The sequence below is a fragment of the Variovorax paradoxus NBRC 15149 genome (genome assembly GCF_001591365.1).
Classification (GTDB): Bacteria; Pseudomonadota; Gammaproteobacteria; order Burkholderiales; family Burkholderiaceae_C; genus Variovorax; species Variovorax paradoxus.
Genome location: NZ_BCUT01000005.1, coordinates 587256 through 609854 on the forward strand (window position 1 = coordinate 587256; position 22599 = coordinate 609854).

21 protein-coding genes are annotated in these 22599 nt (G+C 67.8%); 17 read left to right on the forward strand and 4 right to left on the reverse strand.

All coding sequences use genetic code 11. From position 1 onward, the window contains the following. The first annotated feature begins 107 nt into the window (after positions 1–107). Complete coding sequence (ppk2, locus tag VPA02S_RS23185) at positions 108–1025, forward strand: polyphosphate kinase 2 (protein ID WP_026284087.1); 918 nt, start codon at positions 108–110, stop codon at positions 1023–1025. A gap of 48 nt (positions 1026–1073) precedes the next feature. Next, positions 1074–2141 (forward strand): extracellular catalytic domain type 1 short-chain-length polyhydroxyalkanoate depolymerase, encoded by a 1068-nt coding sequence (locus VPA02S_RS23190; RefSeq protein WP_015866794.1) that lies wholly within the window; start codon positions 1074–1076, stop codon positions 2139–2141. On the opposite strand, the gene VPA02S_RS23195 is transcribed toward VPA02S_RS23190, so the two are convergent. Then, positions 2138–3064 carry an AraC family transcriptional regulator gene (locus tag VPA02S_RS23195; protein WP_062365790.1) on the reverse strand — a complete coding sequence of 309 codons (927 nt, stop codon included), beginning with the start codon at positions 3062–3064 and terminating at the stop codon, positions 2138–2140. The genes VPA02S_RS23190 and VPA02S_RS23195 overlap by 4 nt on opposite strands. Positions 3065–3179: 115 nt before the next feature. Between VPA02S_RS23195 and VPA02S_RS23200 the strand changes: the two genes are divergently transcribed. The 10 genes from VPA02S_RS23200 (at position 3180) to VPA02S_RS23245 (ending at position 14249) form a co-directional block, all read left to right on the forward strand. Beyond that, entirely contained in the window at positions 3180–3566 is a 387-nt protein-coding gene (locus VPA02S_RS23200) for a hypothetical protein (protein WP_062365792.1), read from the forward strand. A 76-nt stretch (positions 3567–3642) separates the two neighbouring features. After that, on the forward strand, positions 3643–5124 hold the full coding sequence (locus tag VPA02S_RS23205; protein ID WP_062365793.1) for an MFS transporter: 1482 nt from the start codon (positions 3643–3645) through the stop codon (positions 5122–5124). Positions 5125–5170: 46 nt separating this feature from the next. Continuing rightward, positions 5171–5500: a nucleotide pyrophosphohydrolase gene (locus VPA02S_RS23210; RefSeq protein WP_015866790.1), complete on the forward strand. Its 330-nt coding sequence runs from the start codon at positions 5171–5173 to the stop codon at positions 5498–5500. A 126-nt stretch (positions 5501–5626) separates the two neighbouring features. Then, complete coding sequence (locus tag VPA02S_RS23215) at positions 5627–6319, forward strand: tetratricopeptide repeat protein (protein WP_062365795.1); 693 nt, start codon at positions 5627–5629, stop codon at positions 6317–6319. 118 nt (positions 6320–6437) lie between these two features. After that, a complete protein-coding gene (gene urtA / locus VPA02S_RS23220) occupies positions 6438–7706 on the forward strand; it encodes an urea ABC transporter substrate-binding protein (protein ID WP_015866788.1) in 1269 nt (422 codons plus the stop codon). A 183-nt stretch (positions 7707–7889) separates the two neighbouring features. Further along, a complete protein-coding gene (gene urtB, locus VPA02S_RS23225; RefSeq protein WP_062365797.1) occupies positions 7890–9437 on the forward strand; it encodes an urea ABC transporter permease subunit UrtB in 1548 nt (515 codons plus the stop codon). Then, entirely contained in the window at positions 9434–10654 is a 1221-nt protein-coding gene (gene urtC, locus VPA02S_RS23230) for an urea ABC transporter permease subunit UrtC (protein ID WP_062365798.1), read from the forward strand. Before urtB ends, urtC begins: the two co-directional genes overlap by 4 nt. 115 nt (positions 10655–10769) lie before the next feature. Beyond that, positions 10770–11648, forward strand: coding sequence for an urea ABC transporter ATP-binding protein UrtD (gene urtD, locus VPA02S_RS23235; protein WP_015866785.1), 879 nt, complete (start codon positions 10770–10772; stop codon positions 11646–11648). Positions 11649–12170: 522 nt separating this feature from the next. After that, positions 12171–12863: an urea ABC transporter ATP-binding subunit UrtE gene (gene urtE / locus VPA02S_RS23240; protein WP_015866784.1), complete on the forward strand. Its 693-nt coding sequence runs from the start codon at positions 12171–12173 to the stop codon at positions 12861–12863. A gap of 126 nt (positions 12864–12989) precedes the next feature. After that, positions 12990–14249 (forward strand): MFS transporter, encoded by a 1260-nt coding sequence (locus tag VPA02S_RS23245; RefSeq protein ID WP_081247621.1) that lies wholly within the window; start codon positions 12990–12992, stop codon positions 14247–14249. Here VPA02S_RS23245 and VPA02S_RS23250 read toward each other — a convergent pair. Together VPA02S_RS23250 and VPA02S_RS23255 are read right to left on the reverse strand one after the other, a co-directional pair. After that, a complete protein-coding gene (locus VPA02S_RS23250) occupies positions 14246–14920 on the reverse strand; it encodes an anti-sigma factor family protein (RefSeq protein ID WP_062365800.1) in 675 nt (224 codons plus the stop codon). The two genes, VPA02S_RS23245 and VPA02S_RS23250, sit on opposite strands and share 4 nt — an antisense overlap. Further along, the gene (locus tag VPA02S_RS23255; protein ID WP_062365801.1) at positions 14907–15470 is read right to left on the reverse strand and encodes a sigma-70 family RNA polymerase sigma factor; all 564 of its coding nucleotides are present in this window, start codon (positions 15468–15470) and stop codon (positions 14907–14909) included. The genes VPA02S_RS23250 and VPA02S_RS23255 overlap by 14 nt, the downstream gene beginning before the upstream one ends. A 136-nt stretch (positions 15471–15606) precedes the next feature. Between VPA02S_RS23255 and VPA02S_RS23260 the strand changes: the two genes are divergently transcribed. Continuing rightward, on the forward strand, positions 15607–16863 hold the full coding sequence (locus VPA02S_RS23260; RefSeq protein WP_062366031.1) for a YVTN family beta-propeller repeat protein: 1257 nt from the start codon (positions 15607–15609) through the stop codon (positions 16861–16863). Positions 16864–16871: 8 nt separating this feature from the next. Here the strand turns inward: VPA02S_RS23260 and VPA02S_RS23265 are convergent, their stop codons facing one another. After that, a complete protein-coding gene (locus VPA02S_RS23265) occupies positions 16872–17831 on the reverse strand; it encodes a sugar-binding transcriptional regulator (RefSeq protein ID WP_062365802.1) in 960 nt (319 codons plus the stop codon). Between the two features lie 174 nt (positions 17832–18005). On the opposite strand from VPA02S_RS23265, the gene VPA02S_RS23270 reads away from it, so the two are divergent. The 4 genes from VPA02S_RS23270 to VPA02S_RS23285 are packed head-to-tail and all read left to right on the forward strand — an operon-like array spanning position 18006 to position 22599. After that, positions 18006–19358 (forward strand): iron-containing alcohol dehydrogenase, encoded by a 1353-nt coding sequence (locus tag VPA02S_RS23270; RefSeq protein ID WP_062365803.1) that lies wholly within the window; start codon positions 18006–18008, stop codon positions 19356–19358. 45 nt (positions 19359–19403) lie between these two features. Further along, positions 19404–20732, forward strand: a complete 1329-nt coding sequence (locus VPA02S_RS23275; protein ID WP_062365804.1) for an extracellular solute-binding protein — start codon at positions 19404–19406, stop codon at positions 20730–20732. Between the two features lie 13 nt (positions 20733–20745). Beyond that, positions 20746–21654: an ABC transporter permease subunit gene (locus VPA02S_RS23280; RefSeq protein WP_015866776.1), complete on the forward strand. Its 909-nt coding sequence runs from the start codon at positions 20746–20748 to the stop codon at positions 21652–21654. A 24-nt stretch (positions 21655–21678) separates the two neighbouring features. Continuing rightward, the gene (locus VPA02S_RS23285; protein WP_015866775.1) at positions 21679–22599 is read left to right on the forward strand and encodes an ABC transporter permease subunit; all 921 of its coding nucleotides are present in this window, start codon (positions 21679–21681) and stop codon (positions 22597–22599) included.

Consider the following 22599-nt stretch of genomic DNA (forward strand, 5'->3'; position numbering starts at 1 on the left):
TCGCCATATGTGACAACTTCGTGTCGGCGCCATGCGGCCCGTCACGCAACCGTCATCTGCGGCGGGCAGCATGCCCCGTTCCACCCCACACCTTCTTTTTGCCCATGATGCTGACGAGCGCACTTCCGGACCACGAGGAGCTGATGCAACGCATCGCCCGCGACTTGATCGACAGCTACGACGAGGAGCTCGAACTGGAGATCGAGGACCGCAACATCGACGGCCTCGACCCCGCGTCGCGCACGGACGACAAGGCGGCGCGCCAGGCCTACTTCAAGGAATTGTTCCGGCTGCAGGGCGAACTCGTGAAGCTGCAGGACTGGGTGCAGCACAGCAGGCAGAAGGTGGTCATTCTTTTCGAGGGCCGCGACGCGGCGGGCAAGGGCGGCGTCATCAAGCGCATCACGCAGCGCCTGAACCCGCGCGTGGCCCGCGTGGCCGCGCTGCCTGCGCCCAACGACCGCGAGCGCACGCAGTGGTACTTCCAGCGCTACGCCGCGCACCTGCCGGCTGCCGGCGAGATGGTGCTGTTCGACCGCAGTTGGTACAACCGCGCCGGCGTGGAACGCGTGATGGGCTTTTGCAGCGACGACGAGTACGAGGAGTTCTTCCGCACCGTGCCGGAGTTCGAGAAGATGCTGGTGCGCTCGGGCATCAAGCTCATCAAGTACTGGTTCTCCATCACCGACGACGAGCAGCACATGCGCTTCCTGGGCCGCATCCACGATCCGCTCAAGCAATGGAAGCTCAGCCCCATGGACCTGGAAAGCCGCCGCCGCTGGGAGGAATACACCAAGGCGAAGGAAATCATGCTGGAGCGCACCCACATTGCGGAAGCGCCGTGGTGGGTGGTGCAGGCGGTGGACAAGAAGAAGGCGCGGCTGAACTGCATCAGCCACCTGCTGGGCCAGCTGCCCTACCAGGAGGTGCCGCATCCGCCGGTGGAGCTGCCCGCGCGCGAGCGCCATGCCGACTACCTGCGCCAGCCGGTGCCGGCCAGCATGATCGTGCCGGAAATCTACTAGGGCCTCGGCCGCTGTTTGGATGGCCGGCGCTTTGCGTCACACTGCGCCATGGCCCGCCGTTCCACCGCTTCCCTGTTCGCCCGCGCGTATGAGCGCAACCTGAAGGCCCTCACGAAGATCACGCTCGGCAACAGCAAGCGCGTGGCGGGCCAGGTGCAGCGCGCAACCGCCAAGCGGCTCAAGCCGCCGCCGGGCAAGGGCGACTGGCTCGGCGGCATGGCGCTGGGGCCCGGCGGTGCGCGCGGCTACCACCTGTTCCGCCCGGCCGGCCTGCAACTGCAGCCCGGCGAGAAGTTGCCGCTCATGGTCATGCTGCACGGCTGCGGCCAGACCGGGCGCGACTTCGCGGCCAGCACGCGAATGAACGCGCTTGCGGTGCGCCAGCGCTTCCTGGTGCTCTACCTGGAGCAGGACAGGCTGGCCCATCCCCAAGGCTGCTGGAACTGGTACGAGCGGCGCTCCGGCAAGGCCGACGCCGAGGCCGCCACCTTGATGGCGGCCATCGACCAGGCCTCGATGCTCTATCCGGTGGACCGCGAGCGCATCGCGTTGGCGGGCCTGTCGGCCGGGGCCAGCATGGCGGCGCTGCTGGCCACGCGCTATCCGGCGCGCTTTCGCGCCGTGGCCATGCATTCGGGCGTGGCGCCGGGCGCAGCGAAGTCCTCGGCCACGGCCCTGGGCGCGATGCGCGGGCAGCACGCGCCGCCGATGCCGACCACCGCGGTCGGCAAGGCCATGGGCGCGGCCGCCGTGTTCGCGACCCTGCCGCCGATGCTGGTGATCCATGGCGAGGCCGATGCCGTGGTGGCGCCGAGCAATGCCGTCAACAGCGCGGCCGTGTGGGCCACGGCCGTGGGCGCCAAGCCGGGGGCCGCGCGCACGCTGCAGCGCGGCAAGCGGCACGCCATGCGGCTGACCGAGTTCCGGCGCAAGGGCCGCACGCTGGTCGTGCTGTGCGAGATCGCGGGACTCGGCCATGCCTGGAGCGGCGGTGCCGCCCAGCTGCTCTTCAGCGACCCGGCCGGGCCCGATGCCACGCGTATGGTGTGGGCCTTTGCGGCGGCGCAGTTCAAGCACGCGGCCAAGATCAAGGCGGGCCTTCCGGCGGGCGCCTAGGCGGCAGCGCCCTCGCGCGCCGCGGCGCGCCATGCGCCCGGTGCCATGCCCATGCGGCGCTTGAAGGCCTTGCTGAAGGCAGCTTCCGATTCGTAGCCCACCGCGCCTGCGATCGCACCCACGGCCGCATGGCCCTGGCCCAGCATGTTGCCGGCCTTGAACATGCGCCACTGCGTGAGGTATTCGAGCGGCGCCTGGCCCACGCGCTCGCGAAAGCGCTGCGCGAAGGCCGAGCGCGACAGGCTCGCTGTCGAGGCCAGCGCCTCCACCGTCCAGTCGCGTGCCATGTCCTTGTGCATGGCGCGCAGCGCGGGGCCGATGCGCGCGTCGGCCAGCGCGGCCAGCCAGCCCGTCTGCGATTCGCCATGGGCCGCCACATGCGCGCGCACCGCCTGCACGAACACGATGTCGGCCAGCCGGCTCACGAGCAGGCTCGAGCCCAGGCCGGGCTCGCCGGTTTCCATCGCGAGCAGCTGCAGCGTGCCCTGCAGCGCCAAGGCGCGCGCCTCTTCCATCTTCACGTGCAGCAGCACCGGCAGCAGGTCGAGCAGCGGGCGCGCGGCGCGCTGGTCGAAATGGAACCAGCCGCAGATCACCGAGGCCGCGGTGCCCGTGCCGCCCAGCTCGACCACGCCGCCGATGCGGTCGCGCACCACCGAGGCGCAGCTCACCGTGGGCGTGTTCGGGTGGTCGCGCAGCACATAGGGCGTGCCGTGCGCGAGCACGTAGCAGTCGCCCGCGGCCAGGGGCACGGGCTGTGCGACGCCCGGCGCCTCGAGCAGGCAGCTGCCGCGCACCACGAGGCCGAAGCGTGCGCTCTCTCCGCCAGCCAGGCTCACGCCCCAGGGCGCGCCGGCCTCGAGCCGGGCGTACAGCGCGCTGCGCACGCGCATGGCGGCGAAAACATCGTCGAGTGGGTCCATGAAGGCTCCGGTGGCAGTGGACGAATGGACAAGATTGTCGGCTTTGCGGGCATTCACTGTCCACTCGCCGCGGCAGAAACTGCGACTTCACTCTCATCGCACAGGAGCAGACACCATGCATGCCAATACCAACACTGCAGAGCTCGCCGACCGCTACGTCGCCCTCTGGAACCTGAGGGACGCCGGCGCCCGCCGCGACGCCATCGCCAGCCTCTGGGTGCCCCAGGGCGAGCATTACGTGCGCACCCTGCAGGCCAAGGGCTACGAGGCGCTGGAGCAACGCGTCGCCAGCTCGCACGAAAAGAATGTGCGCGACAACGGCTTTCGCTTCATTGCCACCGGCGATGCCCAGCTGCTGCGCGACACCCTGATGTTCCATTGGCAGATGGTCCCTGCCGCGGGCGGCCCGGTCGCTGCGCTCGGGCTGGAATTCCTGCTGCTGGCCGAGGACGGCCGCATCGCCATCGACTACCAGTTCATCCTGCCGACGCCCGCCGCCTGATCGCTTGAACAAGGGCCGGCCATGACCTGCGAGGTCATTGCCGCCATACGCCGCCACCCCAACACTCGAGGCCATCATGACCCAGTCCAATCCCGCTGTTCCCGCCGCATCGCTTTCCTCCTCCCCTGGCATCCACGGCACGGGCGCGACGAAACCCGGCCCGCTTGGCCTGTGGGTCATGCTCAGCGGCACCTTCCTGGTGGTGCTGGACTTCTTCATCGTCAATGTCGCGCTGCCCTCGATGCAGCGCGAGCTGCTGGCGAGCACCGCCACGCTGCAACTGGTGGTCGCGGGCTACGGCCTGGCCACCGCCGCGGGCCTCATCACCGGCGGCCGCCTGGGCGACCTTTTCGGCCGCCGCCGCATGTTCATGCTCGGCCTCTTGCTGTTCACGCTGGCCTCGGCCGCCTGCGGCTTTGCGCCGAATGCCGAATTGCTGGTGGCGGCCCGCGTGCTGCAGGGCCTGGCCGGTGCGCTGCTGCAGCCGCAGGTGCTCGCGATGATCGGCCTGGCCTACACCGGCGAAGACCGCGCGCGCGCCTTTGCGGCCTACGGGCTCACGCTGGGGCTGGGCGCCACGCTGGGGCAGCTCGTGGGCGGCCTGTTGATCCACGCCGACCTGGCGGGGCTGGGCTGGCGCAGCTGCTTTCTCATCAACGTGCCGATCGGGCTGCTGGCGTTGGCGTTGGCACCGCGCCTCATTCCGCCGCTTGCGAACAGTGGCAGCAACAGCAAGCTCGACCTTGCCGGCATGCTGCTGGTGGCCGCGGGTTCGGTCGCCGTGGTGCTGCCGCTGGTGGAAGGCCGCCAGCAAGGCTGGCCGCTGTGGAGCTGGCTGTGCCTTGCCGCCGCGCTGCCGCTGCTCGCCGCGTTCGCTTTCCAGCAGCGCCGGCTGGCTGCGAACGGCGGTGCGCCACTGGTGGCGCCCGTGCTGCTGGCGAACCGTCGCTTCGTCATGGGGCTTTTCACCACGCTGGCCTTCTATGTCGGCAATGCCTCGCTCTACTTCGTGCTGGCGCTCTACCTGCAGCAAGGCCTGGCGCTCGGCCCGCTGAGCTCGGGCATCGTCTTCACCTCATTGGCGGTCGGCTTCTTCGCAACCTCGATGGCCGGCGCGCGCCTGGCACGCCGCTTCGGCGGCAAGCCTCCGATCGCGCTCGGCGCCCTGGTGCTGGCCGCGGGCCATGCATTGCAGTTCGTCAACGTGGCGGGGTGGGCCGGGCAGACGCACGTGGCCGCGTGGATGGTGCCGCTGCTGCTCGTGCAGGGCGCGGGGCTCGGCATGGTGATGGCGCCGCTGGTGTCTACCGTGCTGGCCGGCCTGCCGCCGCAGCATGCGGGCGTGGCGTCGGGCGTGTTGTCGATGGTGCAGCAGGCGAGCAATGCGCTGGGCGTGGCGCTGATCGGAATCCTGTTCTATGGGCGGCTGGGCGATGCACCGGATGCTGCGGCCTATGCGAGCGCGTTCGGTGTGGCGCTGGTGTACCTGATGGTGTCTGCGTTGGTGGTGGCCCTGCTGCATCGGCGCGCGAACCGGAAGCCATCCGCGCAAGTGTGAAGGCCGGGTCGCCATGCCAAACTCCTGGCCGCACGGCAGGAATGACATGGACACCGATCTGAACAAGCTGAATCAGGCATTGCGCGAGTTCGCCAAGGCCCGCGACTGGGAGCAGTTCCATTCGCCCAAGAACCTCGCGTCGGCGCTCTCGGTGGAAGCGGCCGAACTGCTGGAGCACTTCCAGTGGCTGACCGAAGCGCAGAGCCGCTCGCTCTCGCCCGAGAAGCGCGACGAGGTCGGCGCCGAGATGGCGGATGTCTTTCTCTACCTGCTGCAACTGGCAGACAAGCTGGGCGTCGACTTGATCGATGCGGCACAGCGCAAGATGCTCGTCAACGCACAGAAGTACCCGGTCGAAAAAAGAAGCGAGCCCTGAGCCCGGTGTTGCCGGACTGTCCTTCGGGTATCGGATGGCGGTGCTTTCCTGATTTGGCGGCTGGGGGCGCAGGGCGCTCGCTAGTCTGCGCTGTCCTTTCATCAAGAACGAACAGGGAGACTTCGAATGCCCAAATGTCTTTGGACCGCCATTACCGCCTTGGCGCTGCTCATCACCGCATCGGCAACCGCTTCAGCCAATCCGCTTCCGATCAACCAGTTGCCGATGTACGGCGGTCGCGCCAAGACGGAAGAGATGAAAAGCGCCGATGCCGACTTCATCGCGTCGATGAAGAAGGGTGGCCTCTCTCGCGCCGACGGAGCGAAGCAGGTGCTCGGCCGGGGTTGGGCAGCCTGGGCCAAGGGAGACACGACGACGGCAATGGCGCGCTTCAACCAGGCGTGGCTGCTGGACCCCGAGAACGGCAACGTGTATCACGGCTTCGCGCTGATCACGGCGGGTCGCGACGGCACGGCATCGGAGGTGGAGCGCTTCTTCCGATTGGCAACATCGAGGCCGAAGGTCGATGCCGAGGCCTTTGTCGACTACGGCAAGTTTCTCTGGATGGTGAAGCGGCTCGATGAAAGTCAGGCCGAGCTGAACAAGGCGCTCCGGATCTCGGCGACCGCGCGCAATGCGCGCTCCCACGTGGCTTTCACGTACTACCTGAAGAACGACTTCACAAATGCCTGTACATGGGCATGGGAAGCAAGGAACAACGGCGACGAGCTCGAGAGAGGTTTTCTCGAGGAAATGTGCAACCGCGCCGGCAAGCCGGACGAAGGGAAGCCCGCTTCCCCGGCCGGCCCACCCGCCTGAGTACCTCCGTGTACGCCACCCGGCGTATTTCTCGCGGACGGGCGAATCCGCAGACTCTCCTCCATCGTCCGGCTCGACCGGCGACCAGGTTTCAACCACCCCCGGAGCAGGAGTCCACATGCAACGTCGTTTCACACTCAAGGCGCTCACCGCCGCCGTCGCCCTGGCCAGCATCTCCGCTGCGCCGGCCTTTGCCGCCGACACCATCAAGGTCGGCGTGCTGCACTCGCTGTCGGGCACGATGGCCATTTCGGAAACCGTGTTGAAAGACACGGTGCTGATGGCCATCGACGACATCAACAAGAAGGGCGGCGTGCTGGGCAAGCAGCTCGAGCCCGTGGTGGTCGACCCGGCGTCCAACTGGCCGCTGTTCGCAGAAAAGACCAAGCAGCTGCTCGGCCAGGACAAGGTCTCGGTGATCTTCGGCTGCTGGACCTCGGTGTCGCGCAAGTCGGTGCTGCCGGTGGTCGAGGAAATGAACGGCCTGCTGTTCTACCCCGTGCAGTACGAGGGCGAAGAGCTCAGCAAGAACGTGTTCTACACCGGCGCCGCGCCCAATCAGCAGGCCATTCCGGCGGTCGACTACCTGATGAGCAAGGAAGGCGGCGGCGCCAAGCGCTGGGTGCTGCTGGGCACCGACTATGTCTACCCCCGCACTACCAACAAGATCCTGCGCGCCTACCTCAAGAGCAAGGGCGTGAAGGACACCGACATCGACGAGAAGTACACCCCCTTCGGCCACAGCGACTACCAGACCATCGTCGCCGACATCAAGAAGTTCTCCTCGGGCGGCAAGACCGCGGTGGTCTCGACCATCAACGGCGACTCCAATGTGCCCTTCTACAAGGAACTCGGCAACGCAGGCCTCAAGGCCAAGGACGTGCCGGTGGTGGCCTTCTCGGTGGGCGAGGAAGAACTGCGCGGCGTGGACACCAAGCCGCTGGTCGGCCACCTGGCTGCATGGAACTACTTCATGTCGATCAAGAACCCGACCAACACCGCGTTCATCAAGCAGTGGAGCGACTACGCCAAGGCCAAGAACATCGCCGGCCACAAGGACAAGCCGCTCACCAACGACCCGATGGAAGCCACCTGGATCGGCATCCACATGTGGAAGCAGGCCGTGGAGAAGGCCAAGAGCACCGACACCGACAAGGTGATCGCGGCCATGGCCGGCCAGACCTTCACGGCCCCCTCGGGCATCGTCTCGAAGATGGACGAGAAGAACCATCACCTGCACAAGAGCGTGTTCATCGGCGAGATCAAGGCCGACGGCCAGTTCAGCGTAGTCTGGAAGACGCCGGGCCCGGTCAAGGCCAAGCCGTGGAGCCCGTACATCGAAGGCAATGACAAGAAGCCGGACCAGCCGGCCGGCAAGTCGCTGTAAGCGTGTTTCTCCCTCCCCTTCCGGGGGAGGGCAGGGGTGGGGGCTGGCGGCGGTTGCTACGGGCACTGCGCCTGGACAAGTGCCGCGTGCCCCCACCCCGACCCTCCCCCGGAAGGGGAGGGAGCCAACCCAACTTCCGGTTTCACGATGCTTCGACGACCCCTTCACTGTGCACTCGCCGCCATGCTGTTCATGGCATCGGCCGTCCACGCGCTGACCGCCGACGAAGCCCGCGCCATCGCCTCGGGCGAATCCGAGGCGCGCATCAACGCGCTCAACAAGGCCGTGCTCACGGCCGACGACAAGACCGCCGCGTTCATCCAGGCGATGTCCGAGGATGCGGTCAAGTACACCGAAGACAAGGTCTTCGTGATGAAAGACGACAAAGGCTACGACCCCGTGACCGGTGCCGAGCTGAAGGTGCCCGACACGGCCGAGGACGTGGTCAACAACAACCTCATGCGCGGCGCGCTCGATGCCGCGCAGGCCGCGCTCAAGCTCACGAGCAAGGACGACGCGGTGCGCGCCGAAGCCGCGCAGGCGCTCTTCAAGGAGCCCGACGAATCGCGCGTGCCGATGGTCGAGAAGGCGCTGGCCGCCGAGACCAACCCCGGCATCAAGGCGCAGCTGCAGCTGGTGCGCGCCGCCAGCATGCTCACCAGCGCCGACAAGGCCAGGCGCCTTGCCGCGGCCAAGGAGCTCGGCGCCAACACCAGCCCCGACACCAAGCTGCTGCTCAACCAGCGCCTGGCCGACGAGACCGAGGCCGACGTCAAGGCCGCCATCGTCGCCTCCATCGCGAGCATCGACGGCTCGCTGGTCTGGGGCGACCGCATCAACGCGGTGTTCAGCGGCATCAGCCTGGGCTCGGTGCTGCTGCTGGCCGCGCTGGGCCTGGCCATCACCTACGGCCTGATGGGCGTCATCAACATGGCGCACGGCGAGCTGATGATGATCGGCGCCTACGCCACCTACGTGATGCAGGGCATCTTCCAGCGCTACATGCCCGAGGCGGCTTTCGGCTGGTACCTGGTGGCGGCCATTCCGGTGGCCTTCCTGAGTTCCGCGCTGGTGGGCGCGGTGCTCGAGCGCGGCGTGATCCGCTTCCTCTACGGCCGGCCGCTCGAGACGCTGCTGGCCACCTGGGGCATCAGCCTGATGCTGCAGCAGCTCGTGCGCTCGCTGTTCGGCGCGCAGAACGTGGGCGTGGAAAATCCCGGCTGGATGAGCGGCGGCTTCACCATGCTGAGCAACGTCACGCTGCCGTGGAACCGCATCTGCATCATCGTCTTTGCGGTGCTGGTGCTGCTTGCGATGGGCTGGCTCATCGGCCGCACGCGGCTGGGCCTGTTCGTGCGCGGCGTCACGCAGAACCGGCCGATCGCATCGTGCATGGGCGTGAACACCGCGCGCATCGACACCTACGCCTTCGCGCTCGGCTCCGGCATTGCGGGCCTCGCGGGCTGCGCGCTGAGCCAGATCGGCAACGTCGGGCCGGACCTCGGCCAAAGCTACATCGTGGACAGCTTCATGGTGGTCGTGATGGGCGGTGTGGGCCAGCTCGCGGGCACGGTGTATGCGGCCATGGGCCTGGGCATTCTCAACAAGTTCATCGAAGGCTGGGCGGGCGCGGTGCTCGCGAAGATCGCGGTGCTTGTTTTCATCATCATCTTCATTCAAAAGAGACCTCAAGGCATCTTCGCCATGAAGGGCCGGAGCGCAGAAGCATGAGCAAGGTTGTGTTGCCAACCAAAGGTCCGCTGTTGAGCGGCAAGGGCTGGACGGCCTTCTTCGTCGCGCTGATCGTGGTGTGCGCGGTGGCACCGGTGCTCAACATGGTGGTGCCGGCCGGCAGCCCGCTGCACATGAGCGACTACGCGGTGGCACTGGTCGGCAAGATCATGTGCTACGCGATCTGCGCGCTGGCCATGGACCTGATCTGGGGCTACACCGGCATCCTTTCGCTGGGCCACGGCCTCTTCTTCGCGCTCGGCGGCTACATGATGGGCATGTACCTGATGCGCCAGATCGGCCGCGACGGCAACTACAAGAGCGACCTGCCGGACTTCATGGTGTTCCTCGACTGGAAGACGCTGCCCTGGCACTGGACCTTCAGCGACAGCTTCATTGCCACGCTGGTGCTGATCGTCGCGGTGCCGGGCCTCATTGCCTTCGTGTTCGGCTTCTTCGCCTTCCGCTCGCGCATCAAGGGCGTGTATTTCTCGATCATCACGCAGGCCATGACCTTTGCCGCGATGCTGCTGTTCTTCCGCAACGAGACGGGCTTTGGCGGCAACAACGGCTTCACCGACTTCAAGCGCATCCTGGGCATTCCGATCGCCACGCAGGAAATGCGCATGACGCTCTTCGCGCTCACAGGCCTCACGCTGCTGGGCTTCTTCCTGTTTGCGAAGTGGCTCATCGCAAGCAAGTTCGGCCGCGTGCTGCAGGCCATCCGTGATGCTGAAACGCGCGTGATGTTCTCGGGCTACAACCCGCTGCCCTACAAGCTCACGATCTGGGTCATCTCGGCCGTGATGTGCGGCGTGGCGGGTGCGCTGTACGTGCCGCAGGTCGGCATCATCAACCCCGGCGAGATGAGCGCGGCCAACTCCATCGAGATCGCGATCTGGGCCGCGGTGGGCGGGCGCGCGACGCTGATCGGGCCGATCATCGGCGCCTTCATCGTCAACGGCGCGAAGAGCTGGCTCACGGTGGCCTACCCCGAGTACTGGCTGTACTTCCTGGGTGCCTTGTTCATTGCCGTCACCCTGTTCCTGCCGAACGGCATCGTGGGCCTGGTGAAGAAATGGCTGTCGCGTGAAAAGGCGGCGCCGAGCGCCGGCCGAGAGGAAGCACAGCGCGCCATGGCTGCCGCGCAAGGCGTGGAGCCGGAGGCGCTGCACGCGCCGCTGGTCGTGCCCGAAGTGAAGGGAGCGCGTGCATGAGCCGCCGGGCCGCTCCCAAGGCGAATACCGCAGCGCGAAGCGCGGAGGTTTCTGAAATGAGCCGCCGGGCCGCTCCCAAGGCGAATACCGCAGCGCGAAGCGCGGAGGTTTCTGAATGACACCCGACCTGATGGAAGCCGGCGCCGAGCGCGCCGCCCGCGCCAAGGGCATGCACCACGCGGGCGGCAGCACCGAATCGGGCGGCCGTTCCGCGGACTTCGGCCGCATCGCAACGCCGGGCGAAGTGGACGTGACGCACGGCCGCATCCTCTACCTGGAGGACGTGAGCGTGAGCTTCGACGGCTTCAAGGCCATCAACAAGCTGTCGCTCGACATTGCGCCGGGCGAGCTGCGCTGCATCATCGGCCCGAACGGTGCGGGCAAGACCACGATGATGGACATCATCACCGGCAAGACGCGGCCCGACGAGGGCACGGTGTTCTTCGGCAGCACCATCGACCTGCTGCGCCATCGCGAGGCCGACATCGCGCAGCTGGGCATCGGCCGCAAGTTCCAGAAGCCGACGGTGTTCGAGCATCTCACGGTGTTCGAGAACCTCGAGCTCGCGCTCAAGACCAACAAGGGCGTGCGCGCGTCGATGCTGTTCAGGCTCGACTCGGCGCAGAGCGATCGGCTCGCCGAGGTGCTGCAGACCATTCACCTGGCCGACAGCGTGTCGCGCCTGGCCGGCAACCTGAGCCATGGCCAGAAGCAGTGGCTCGAGATCGGCATGCTGCTGATGCAGGACCCGAAACTGCTGCTGCTCGACGAGCCCGTGGCCGGCATGACCGACGAGGAAACGGCGCGCACCGCCGAGCTGTTCCTCACGCTCAAGGGCAAGCATTCGCTGATGGTGGTGGAGCACGACATGAGCTTCATCCGCACCATTTCCGAGATCGTCACCGTGCTGTGCGACGGGTCCGTGCTGGCGCAGGGTACGCTGGACGAAGTGCAGGCGGATGAACGCGTGATCGAGGTTTATCTTGGGCGGTGAATGGGTCACTGTTGGTGTCCGGGGCTCGGCGACGGGGGCTGTGCCCTTGAGCGGCCGACGTCACCGGCCCTTCGGGCTTCCCTGCGCTGCTCGCGACGGGCGGGGTCTCGCAGAGCTCGCTTCGCTCAAACAGCTGCGAGCCCTGATCCGCCCGTCGCTGCGCTGCTCGGCGGTGCCTCAACGGCCGCCCAAGGGCACAGCCCCCGTCGCCGCGGTCAGAGCCGCGGTGCACCCCCTGCCTTCCTCCCTCTCCCTCCGGGAGAGGGCAGGGGTGAGGGCCGACGGCCTCAGCACGACGACCAGCGCCCGGTATGCGGCGCGGCGTGGGCGGCCCCTCTGTGCCGCCGAGGAGCGCAGCGTTTCGCGGATCAGGGCTCGCAGCTGTTTGAGCGAAGCGAGTTCTGCGAGACCCCGCGAAACGCGAGCACCGCAGGGGAGCCCGAAGGGCCGGCATAGTGGGGCCGGCCGCGCCGTGCCGCATACCGGGCGCCTCCAACAAGAACAAAGGAAGGCGCCAACAAAATGCTGACAGTCAAAAACATCCACCAGTACTACGGCGGCTCCCACATCCTCAGAGACGTGAGCTTCGAGGCCACGCTGGGCAAGGTCACCGTATTGCTGGGCCGCAACGGCGTAGGCAAGACCACGCTGCTCAAGTCGCTCATGGGCTTGGTGCCCATCAAGAGCGGCAGCATCGAACTCGAAGGCAAGCCAATCCACAAGGCCACGCCTTACGACAGGGCAAGAGCAGGCATCGGCTTCGTCCCCCAGGGCAGAGAGATCTTTGCCAGGCTCACGGTCGAGGAAAACCTGCGCATGGGCCTGGCCTACAAGAGCGGCAGCACGCCCATTCCGTCGGAGCTGTTCGACCTGTTCCCCGTGCTCAAGCAGATGATCAACCGGAGGGGCGGCGACCTCTCGGGCGGCCAGCAGCAGCAGCTTGCGATCGCCCGCGCGCTGGCGCCCAAGCCCAAGCTCTTGATCCTCGACGAGCCCACCGAAGGCATCCAGCCCAGCATCATCAAGGACATCGGCCGCGTCATCCGCATGCTGGCCGACCGCGGCGACATGGCCATCGTGCTGTGCGAGCAGTACTACGACTTTGCGCAGGAGTTGGCCGACGACTACCTCGTGATGGAGCGCGGCGAGGTCATTGCGCGCGGCCTCGGCAAGGACATGGAAGCGCAGGGCGTGCGCCAGCTCGTCGCGATCTGACAACGGGCCACGGGCCGGCATCCCGGTATCAGCCCCGCAGCATCGCCGTATCGGCAGAAATTCAGGGTTTACCCTAAAATCAGGCCTCTGCCCGCTGCCGCCGGGCACCCCCCCAGGAGCCTGGCCTTGAACGCCTCCCCACCCGCGCTGGACGGCGCGGACACCGACATTTCCGTTGTTTCCCCCGCCGCACGGCCCGTGAATTTCCTGCGCGCCGTGCTTGCGCTCGGCGTCGGCGGCTTCGCCATCGGCACCGGCGAGTTCGTGATCATGGGCCTCTTGCCTGAAGTGGCCAAGGACATCGACGTCAGCATTCCCCAGGCCGGCCACGTCATCAGCGCCTATGCGCTCGGCGTGGTCATCGGCGCCCCGGTGCTCGCGGTGCTGGCCGCCGGCTGGCGCCGCCGCGCGCTGCTGATCGCGCTCATGGCCGTGTTTGCCGCCGGCAACTTCGCGAGCGCGATGGCGCCCGGCTACCTGTCGCTCAACCTGCTGCGCTTTGCCACCGGGCTGCCGCACGGCACCTACTTCGGCGTGGCCGCGCTGGTGGCCGCCACGCTCGCGCCGCCGGGGCGCCGCGCGCGCGCCGTGGGCCTCGTGATGCTGGGGCTCACCGGCGCCACGCTGGTCGGCGTGCCGATCGCGGCCTGGCTCGGCCAGCTGTTCGGCTGGCGCGCGGCCTTCGTGTTCGTCGGCCTCATCGCACTGGTGGCCGTGGCGCTGCTGCGCCGCGACATCCCCGACCTTGCGGCGCCCGCAGGCGCCAGTCCCTGGCGCGAGCTCGGCGCACTCAAGCGCAAGCAGGTGTGGTTCACGCTCGGCATCGGTGCCATCGGCTTCGGCGGCATGTTCTCGGTGTTCAGCTACATCAAGCCCACGCTGATCGAAGTGGCGGGCCTGCCGCTGGGCGGCGTGCCGTTCGTGCTTGCGCTGTTCGGCCTGGGCATGGTCACCGGCAACCTCGTCGGCTCGCGGCTGGCCGACAAGTCGCTGATGCGCACGATCGGCGGCCTGCTCGTCTATGCGGCGCTGGTGCTCGCGATGTTCTCGTTCGCGGCGCACCACGTGGTCGCCGCGGCGGTCAACGTGTTTCTCATCGGCACCACCGTGGCCATCGGCCCGGCGCTGCAGATCCGCCTGATGGACGTGGCCGGCGACGCGCAGACGCTCGCCGCGGCGCTCAACCACTCGGCCTTCAACATGGCCAATGCGCTGGGCGCCTGGCTCGGCGGCGTGGCCATTGCGGCCGGGCTGGGCTGGACCTCGACCGGGTGGGTGGGTGCGCTGCTCGCGCTCGCGGGCATGGGGGTGTTCGGCTGGGCGATCGCGAGCGCGCGTGCCGAGGCGCGGCCGGGCAAGATCGCCTGCGAAGGTTCGGCGGGCTAGGGCCGCTGCGGCCCGGTGCGCTCGCGCATCAGCGAGGCAAACTCCCGCAGCTCGGCCGCATTCAGGTCCGACACCGCCCACGCCTGCATGCCGCCCTCGGCCCAGTGCGCGAGCTGGTAGCCCTGCCGCGTGGAGAACGCGGGCGGCTGCACCTTCGCATCGGCCGCGGGCCAGACAAACAGGTTGATGACGTGCGGCCCTGAGCGATAGACCAGCGCCGCCACCGTCCGCCCGTCGAGGTAGTCGAGCCGCCCGCCCGCCAACGGAAAACCGTCGGACGCCAGGTCCACCACCGGCGGCGAGAAGTCGAGCTTGCCGGCAAACCAGGGCTTCACCGTGTGCTGGTCGGACGAGGCCACGTCCGCCAGGTGCGCCGCCATCAGCGAGCGCACGTGGTTGGCCGTGACCGCCTCGCCGAGCGCGTCCTGCGGCGGCACCGGCGTTGCCAGCAGAACGAGCGCGAGACCCCAGGCCGTTGCCGCCCCCGTACCGAACCAGGCGAGCCCCCGCCACACGCCGTGCCGGCCGGGCACTGCAGCGGCAGGCGCGGCAGCCGCTCCGGCCTCGGACCGCACCGACTGCGCGATGCGCTCGGCCAGCCCCGCGGGCGGCGCGTGCCGCACGGCGTGGCGCCGGATCAGCGGCCCCAGCTCGTCGTCAGGAATTTGCATGCTGTGTCCTTTCGGTCCCGTCGCCGGGGCGTTCATCGCGCAGGCTTTCGCGCAGCAATGCCCGCGCACGCGACAACCGCGACATCACCGTGCCCAGGGGGACACCCGCGATGCGTGCGATGTCCTCATAGCGCATCTCTTCGAGCTCGCGCAGCACGATGACTTCGCGATAGGCCGCGGGCAGGGCGTCGATGGCGGCGTTGATGCGCTCGCCCTGCGCGCGCTGCTCCCACTGCCGGGCCGGGTCGGCGCATTCCGCGGAAGCGGGTGGCATGGCCCCGCTGTCGCGCAACTCGTCGAACTCGAGCTGGTCGGCCAGTTGCCGGTTCTGCCGCATCCAGTCGTAGCAGGCGTTGCGCACGATGCCGAGCAGCCACGGCCGTGCGCTCTCGCCGCGCAGCCCGTCGAAAAAGCGGAAGGCACGCAGGTACGCCTCCTGCACCGCATCGTCGGCCAGCTGGTCGTCGCGCAGCAGCCAGCGCGCAAGGTTCCATGCCGCATCGAGATGCGGCAGCGCGGCGGCTTCGAACTGGCGTGTGCGGTCGGTCAACGGGCTTCTTCTTCCTGCATGACGTGGCAGCTGCGCGTTCTATTCCATCTTTTTTTTGGACCGGGGAATAAGCAGGGCACGCCATGCGTCATGCCCTGTGCCGATTCTCTTCCTACTCTTTCAGGAGTTCTTCATCATGATCGCCATTCCCGGGTTTGTGCGCATCCTCGTCGTTGTCGCGGCGCTGGGCGCTTCGGCCTTCTGCGCGTTCGCAGCCGGCCCCAAGGCCTACGTCGGCAATTTCAAGGACAGCACGGTCAGCGTGATCGACACCGGCACCGAGCGCGTGCTCGCCACCGTGCCGGTGGCCACGGGGCCGGACGGCATCGTCATCTCGCCGGACGGGCGCAGCGTGTTCGTCAGCGGCTCCGGCGCCTCGGCGGTGAGCGAGATCGACGCAGCCAGCGACGGCGTGGCGCGCACCATCGAGGTCGGCAAGGGCCCGCAGGGCCTCGCCGCCACGGCCGACGGACGCTGGCTGCTGGTGGCCGTCAACGGCGACGACCGCGTGGCCTTCATCGACACCGCGACGCACGCCGTCAGCGCCACCGTGCCCGTGCCCAAGCCGCACACCATCGCCGTGCGGCCCGACGGCCGGCAGGCCTACGTCGCCTCGCAGGAGCCGGGGCACTTCGCACTGGTGGTGGTCGACCTGGCGGCGCGCACGGTGGTCGCGGAGATCCCGCTCGAGAAGGCGCCGCGCGACCTGGAGTTCGGCCACGACGGCAAGGCGCTGTACCTGACCCTGGCGGGCGTGCCCGCCGTGCAGGTGCTGGACCCGGCGACGAACCAGTGGCTGGCGCCGATACCGACCGGCGTATCGCCCCACATCGCCCAGCACTTCGCCGGCATGGCGAGCGGCGTGGTGGTCGTGCAGGGGCCGGGCGAGGTCTTGCTCTTCGACCCGGCCACGCGGGCGCCGGGCCGCAGCATCGGCGTGGGCAAGCAGCCGCACTGGCTCGACCTGTCGGCCGACGGCAAGAAGCTGTGGGTGAGCAACGAAGGCTCCAACGACGTCAGCGTGGTCGACCTTGCCGGCGGCCCGATGCACACCGTGCCGGTCGGCAATGCGCCGCGCAAGGTGGCGGTGCAGCGCGCCGCGTCCGCAGGCACCGCGCATGCGGCAAACGCCGGCGGTCCCGCGCAGGTGGTGGCGATCCGCAACTTCGCCTTCGAGCCGGCGCAGATCACCGTCAAGGCGGGCCAGGGCGTGACCTGGAAGAACGACGACGGCGCGCCGCACGGCGTGGCCTTCAAGGACGGCACCGCGGGCATGGACCTCATGCTGCCCGGCAAGACCTTCACCCGGACCTTCGACAAGCCGGGCGTGCACGACTACGCCTGCTCGGTGCATTCCTACATGACGGCGCGCGTGACGGTGCTCGCGCCCTGAGGGAAGGCTCAGCGCTCCTGCAGCGCCTGGTAGAGCTTCAGCGCCGTGCGCGCCGTCTGCTCGTCGCAGATCAGCACCGACAGCAGCCTGGCCCGCAGCACCGCCGCAATGATCGGCGCCTTGTTCTCGCCGCCCGAGGCGACGATCACCGTCGGGATGCGCGCCAGCTCCTCGAGTGAGGGCGCGACCACGCGCTGGTTCAGCGCATGCTTCACCGGGTTGCCGTGGCGGTCGAGGAACTGGCCGATGATGTCGCCCACCGCCTTGGCCTGGCGCAGCTCGGCCACCGGCACGTCCTTCGGCAGGCCGTAGCGCACCAGCAGCGAGCGCGTGCTCAGGTCGCCCACGCTCAGCAGCGCGACGTCGTTGGCCGCGATCTGGCCGAAGGCTTCCTTGAAGACATCCTGCGAGACGATGGTGTCGCGCGACCTGGCGCTGCCCGCATACAGGGGCGCCGCCAGGTAGCTGCACTGCGCGCCCAGCCGCGCGGCCAGTGCGCTGGCCGTCTCGAAGGTGTTGATCTCCAGGCCGCGCGTCAGGCCGCCCATCATCGAGTTGACGTGCACCTCGGGCCATTGGCCGGGTGCCACGTGGCGGATGGCCTCGCGCAAGGTGGCGCCCCAGCCCACGCCCACGCCGCGCACGCGGTTCGTCTCGATGTGCTTCGACAGGTATTCGCCGGCCGTGCGCCCCAGCAGCACGGGAATGAGTTCGGGGCTCTCGGGCGTGGGAATGATCGTTGCCTCGCGCAGGCCGCAGACGCTGCGCAGCTCTTCTTCCAGCCGCAGGCAGCTCTCGTGGCGCGAGTTGATCTTGATGCTGACCAGCCCGCTCTCGCGCGCCTCGCCCAGCAGGCGGTTCACGCGCAGCCGCGTGAGGCCGAGCTTCGTGGCGATGCCGTCCTGCGTCAGGCCCTCCATGTAGTAGAGCCAGGCCACGCGCACCGCCACCTGATCTTCCTCAGCCATCCGAATTCTCCGTGGTTGTCGTCGTCGATTCTGCGGCCGCGATGGTGGCACGGGTGTGGCGGATTCCGCGCCGCGGGCCCGCCGGTCTACGGGTAGTCACGTGGTTGAAACAAATGTCTTTCAAACTATACACTTGTTCATCGACCGGAAAACGGCGTCCAGATTGCAGGAGACATGAGCGATTCGTCATCCCCCCTGAAGGCCGCGCTGCGCGATGCGGCGGTCACCAAGGAAGTCGTCATCGAGCACGCCGCGGTGCGCTCGCTGCCCGGCGTGCTGCAGCGCTGCGCGCCGGGCCGGCGCTGGATGCTGGTGGCCGACGAGAACACCTGGGATGCGGTGGGCGCCTCGGCGCAGGCCCTGCTCGAATCGCAGGGGGTGTCCTGCGCGCCGCCGCTGGTCTTTCCTGCGAAGCCTCGCCTGAAGCCGCGCGTGGCGCGCTCGGCGGCCATCGCACAGCAGCTTTCCGCGCAGGCGGCCACCCCGATCGCGGTGGGCTCGGGCGTCGTCAGCGACCTCGCCAAGCATGCGGCCTCGCTCGCCGGCCAACCCTATGTGTGCCTTGCAACCGCCGCCTCCATGGATGGCTACGCGGCCTCCGGCGCCGCACTGCTCGATGAAGACGGCTTCAAGCGCACGCTCGCATGCCCGCCGCCGGTGGCGGTGCTGGCCGACCTCGACGTGCTGCGCGCCGCGCCCGCGCGCATGACGGCCTGGGGCTACGGCGACCTGGCCGGCAAGTCCGTGGCCGGCGCCGACTGGCTGCTGGCCGACGCGCTCGGCGTGGAGCCCATCAATCCGCGTCCCTACGCGCTGGTGCAGGACCATCTCGGCGACTGGCTCGGCGCGCCGCAGCGCCTGGCCGTGCATGAGCCGCAGGCGCTGGCCGGCTTGCTGGCCGGCCTGCTGGTCAGCGGCTTCGCCATGCAGGCGCATGGCAACTCGCGCCCCGCGAGCGGCAGCGACCACCAGTTCTCGCACCTGTGGGAAATGGAAAACCTGCAGGTCGGTGGCGAGCCTGCGGCGCATGGCGCCTGCGTGGGTGTCGGCTGCGTGGCCATGCTGGCGATGTACGAATGGCTCATTGCGCAGCCCGCGGCCGCAATCGCGGCCGCCGCAGCGCAGGCGCATGACGGCCAGGACGAGGCCGCGCTGTCGCGCGAGATCGAGGCCGCCTTCGGCAATGAGGAATTCAGGGCCGCTGCGCGCGGCGAGATGAATGCGAAGGCCGCACTCGGCAGCCGCCGCGCCCGCCTCGACCAGCTGGTGCGCGCCTGGCCCGCGCTGCGCGCACAGCTGAAGCGCCAGCTGATCGGCGCGCGCGACATGCAGCAGCGGCTGGCCACCGTCGGCGGCGCGAGCCATCCCGAAGAACTCGGCATCGGCGCCGCCAGGTTCGCCGCCGACCACCGCCGCGCACGCCTCATCCGGCGCCGCTACACGCTGCTCGACCTGCTCGACGACCTGGGCTGGCTCGACCGCGCAATCGCCGGGCAGTTCGCGCCCGGCGGTTTCTGGACCGCCTGAACGCAAGAACACCCCCGGCATCGACACACCCCACAGGAGAACGCGATGAAGATCCAACGACGCAGCACGCTGGCCATGCTGGCCCTTTCATCCACGCTCTGGCTCGCGAGCGGCGCACCCGCCGCTGCGCAGCCGGTGCAGGTGCAGTGGTGGCACGCGATGGGCGGCGCGCTCGGCGAGCGCGTGGAAGAACTGGTGAAGAATTTCAACAGCTCGCAGAACAAGTACGCCGTCACCGCTGTCTACAAGGGCAACTACGACGAGGTCATCAACGGCACCATTGCTGCCTACCGCGCCAAGCGCGCGCCGGCGCTCGTGCAGATCTACGAGCGCGGCTTCATGACCATGCTGCTGTCCGATGCAACCATGCCGGTGCAGGACCTGCTCGACCAGCGCGGCTACAAGGTCGACTGGGCCGATTTCGTGAAGCCGGTGGCCGGCTTCTACAGCTACAAGGGCAAGCTGATGACGATGCCCTTCAATTCGTCCTCGCCGATCCTCTGGTACAACAAGGCGCACTTCGAGAAGGCCGGCTTCGCCGGGCCCGCGCAGACCTGGCAGGAGCTGGAGAAGCAGCTCTACGCCATCAAGCAGAAGGGCATCTCGGCCTGCGGCTCGGTGCTCGCGGGCGACTACCACTGGAGCCTGCTCGAGAACTACAGCGCCATCAACGACCTGCCCTATGCCACCAAGGCCAACGGCTACCAGGGGCTGGACACCGAGTTCGTCTACAACAAGACCTCGGTGGTTTCGCAGGTGGCACGCATCAAGAAATGGATCGACGACGACGTGATGCAGATCGCCGGCCAGGGCCTGAGCCCCGAGCAGCTCTTCACCTCGGGCAAGTGCTCCACCTACTTTGCCTCGACCGCTGCACACAGCGGCATCGAGCGCGAATCCAAGATCGACTGGAGCGCCACCTACCTGCCGTGGGAAGAGGGCAAGCAGCCGAAGAACAGCACCATCGGCGGCGCGTCGCTCTGGGTGATGAAGGGCCAGAAGCCGGCCGAGTACGAGGCCGTGGCCGCCTTCCTCGACTACATCGCCAAGCCCGAGACGCAGTTCTGGTGGGTCAAGGCCACGGGCTACGTGCCGCTGACCAACAAGGCCTACGAGTTGGCCAAGTCGCAGGGCTACTACAAGGAGCATCCGACGCGCGAGATTGCGATCCTGCAGCTCACGCGCGGCACGCCCACGGCCAACTCCACGGGCTTTCACTTCGGCAACTTCACGCAGACCATGATGGCGCAGCGCGACGAGTTCCAGAACGTGGTGGCGGGCAAGAAGACGCCGCAGGTGGCCATGGACGATGCCGTCAAGCGCGGCAACGAGATCCTGCGGCAGTACGAGAAGCTCAACAAGGGCCGCTACTGAGCGGGCGGTACCCATGGCGGCAGCGATCGAAGCGGGCCTGAAGCGCGCGCACTTCAAGGACGTGCGCCTGCCGGTGCTGCTTTTGCTGCCGCAGCTCGCGATCCTGCTGTTCTTCTTTTTCATTCCGTCGTTCCGCGCGCTCGGGCAGGCCTTCTTCCTGTCCGATCCGTTCGGCAACACGGTGCACTTCGTCGGCTTCGACAACTTTGCGCAGCTGCTGCAAAGCGCCACGTACCACGAGTCGGTGCAGGTCACGGTGGTGTTCACCATTTTGCAGAACCTGCTGACCATCGCGGTGGCGCTGGTGCTGGCCTTTGCGAGCGACCGGGTGATCCGCGGCCGCGGCGTCTACAAGGCGATCATCCTGCTGCCCTATGCCATTGCACCGGTCATCGCAGGCATCCTGTGGGCCTTTCTTTTCAACCCCGCAGTCGGTCCGCTCGCGCAGCTGCTGCATGCGATCGGCCTCGCGTGGGACCCGAACCGCGTGGGCTCGGACGCGATGGTCCTGGTCATCCTGGCGGCCTCGTGGAAGCACGTGTGCTACGACTACATCTTTCTGCTGGCCGGCCTGCTGGCGGTGCCTTCTTCCTTGATGGAGGCGGCGGCGGTCGATGGCGCGGGGCCGCTTCGGCGCTTCTTCACCATCGGGCTGCCGCTCTTGATGCCCACGATGTTCTTCCTGGCCGTGATGAACTTCGTCTACGGCTTCTTCGAGATCTTTGCCATCGTCGATGCGGTCACGCAGGGCGGGCCGGCGGGTGCAACCAACGTGCTGGTGTTCAAGGTGTATGTCGACGGCTTCATCAACCTGGACCTCGGCTCGTCGGCGGCGCAGTCGGTCATCCTGATGATCTTCGCGCTGCTGATGACATTGCTGCAGTTCCGCTACGTGGAGCGGCGCGTGAGCTACGACGTATGACGCGCGGCGCAAAGGATTCATCGCATGGTTGAACGCGCTCCCGTTCTCGACGGCATCTGCCACGCCATCCTGCTGGTGGGCGTGGCCTTTGTCTGCGTACCGCTCTACCTGGCCTTCGTCGCAGGCTCGCTCAGCATTGCCGAGGTGCAGCAGGTGCCGCTGCCCTGGCTGCCCGGCGACCAGTTCGTGCAGAACCTGCGCACCGCATGGATGCAGGCCAACTTCGGCCGGCTGTTCTTCAATTCGTTCATCGTGGCGGCGGGCATCACGGTGGGCAAGATCGCGGTGTCGCTGCTGTCGGCCTTTGCCATCACCTACTTCCGCTTCCGCTTTCGCATGACGGCGTTCTGGCTCATCTTCGTGTCGCTGATGCTGCCGATCGAGGTGCGCATCTCGCCCACCTACGAATCGGTGGCGAACGCGGCGCTGCCGCTGCAGTGGCTGGTGGAGGCGCTGCACCTTTCGTCGGCGTGGAATGCCATCACGGGCCACACCATCGACATCCAGCTGCAGTGGAACATGGTCGACACCTACCCGGGCCTGATCTTGCCGCTGATCGCCTCGGCCTCGGCCACCTTCCTGTTCCGCCAGTTCTTCCTCACGGTGCCCGACGAGCTGTGCGAGGCGGCGCGGATCGACGGCGCTTCGCCGATGCATTTCTTCTGGACCATCCTGCTGCCGCTGTCGCGCTCCAACATCGCGGCGCTGGCGATCATTCTTTTCCTGTATGGCTGGAACCAGTATCTCTGGCCGCTGCTCTTCACCACCGACAAGGACATGGCCACCGCGGTGATCGGCCTCAAGCACCTGATCCCGCGCGCCGATTCGCAGCCGGCCTGGAACGTGGCGATGAGCGCCGCGCTCCTCACGATGCTGCCGCCCATCATTGTGGTGGTGGCGCTGCAGCGCTCGTTCGTCAAGGGGCTGGTGGACAGCAGCAAATAA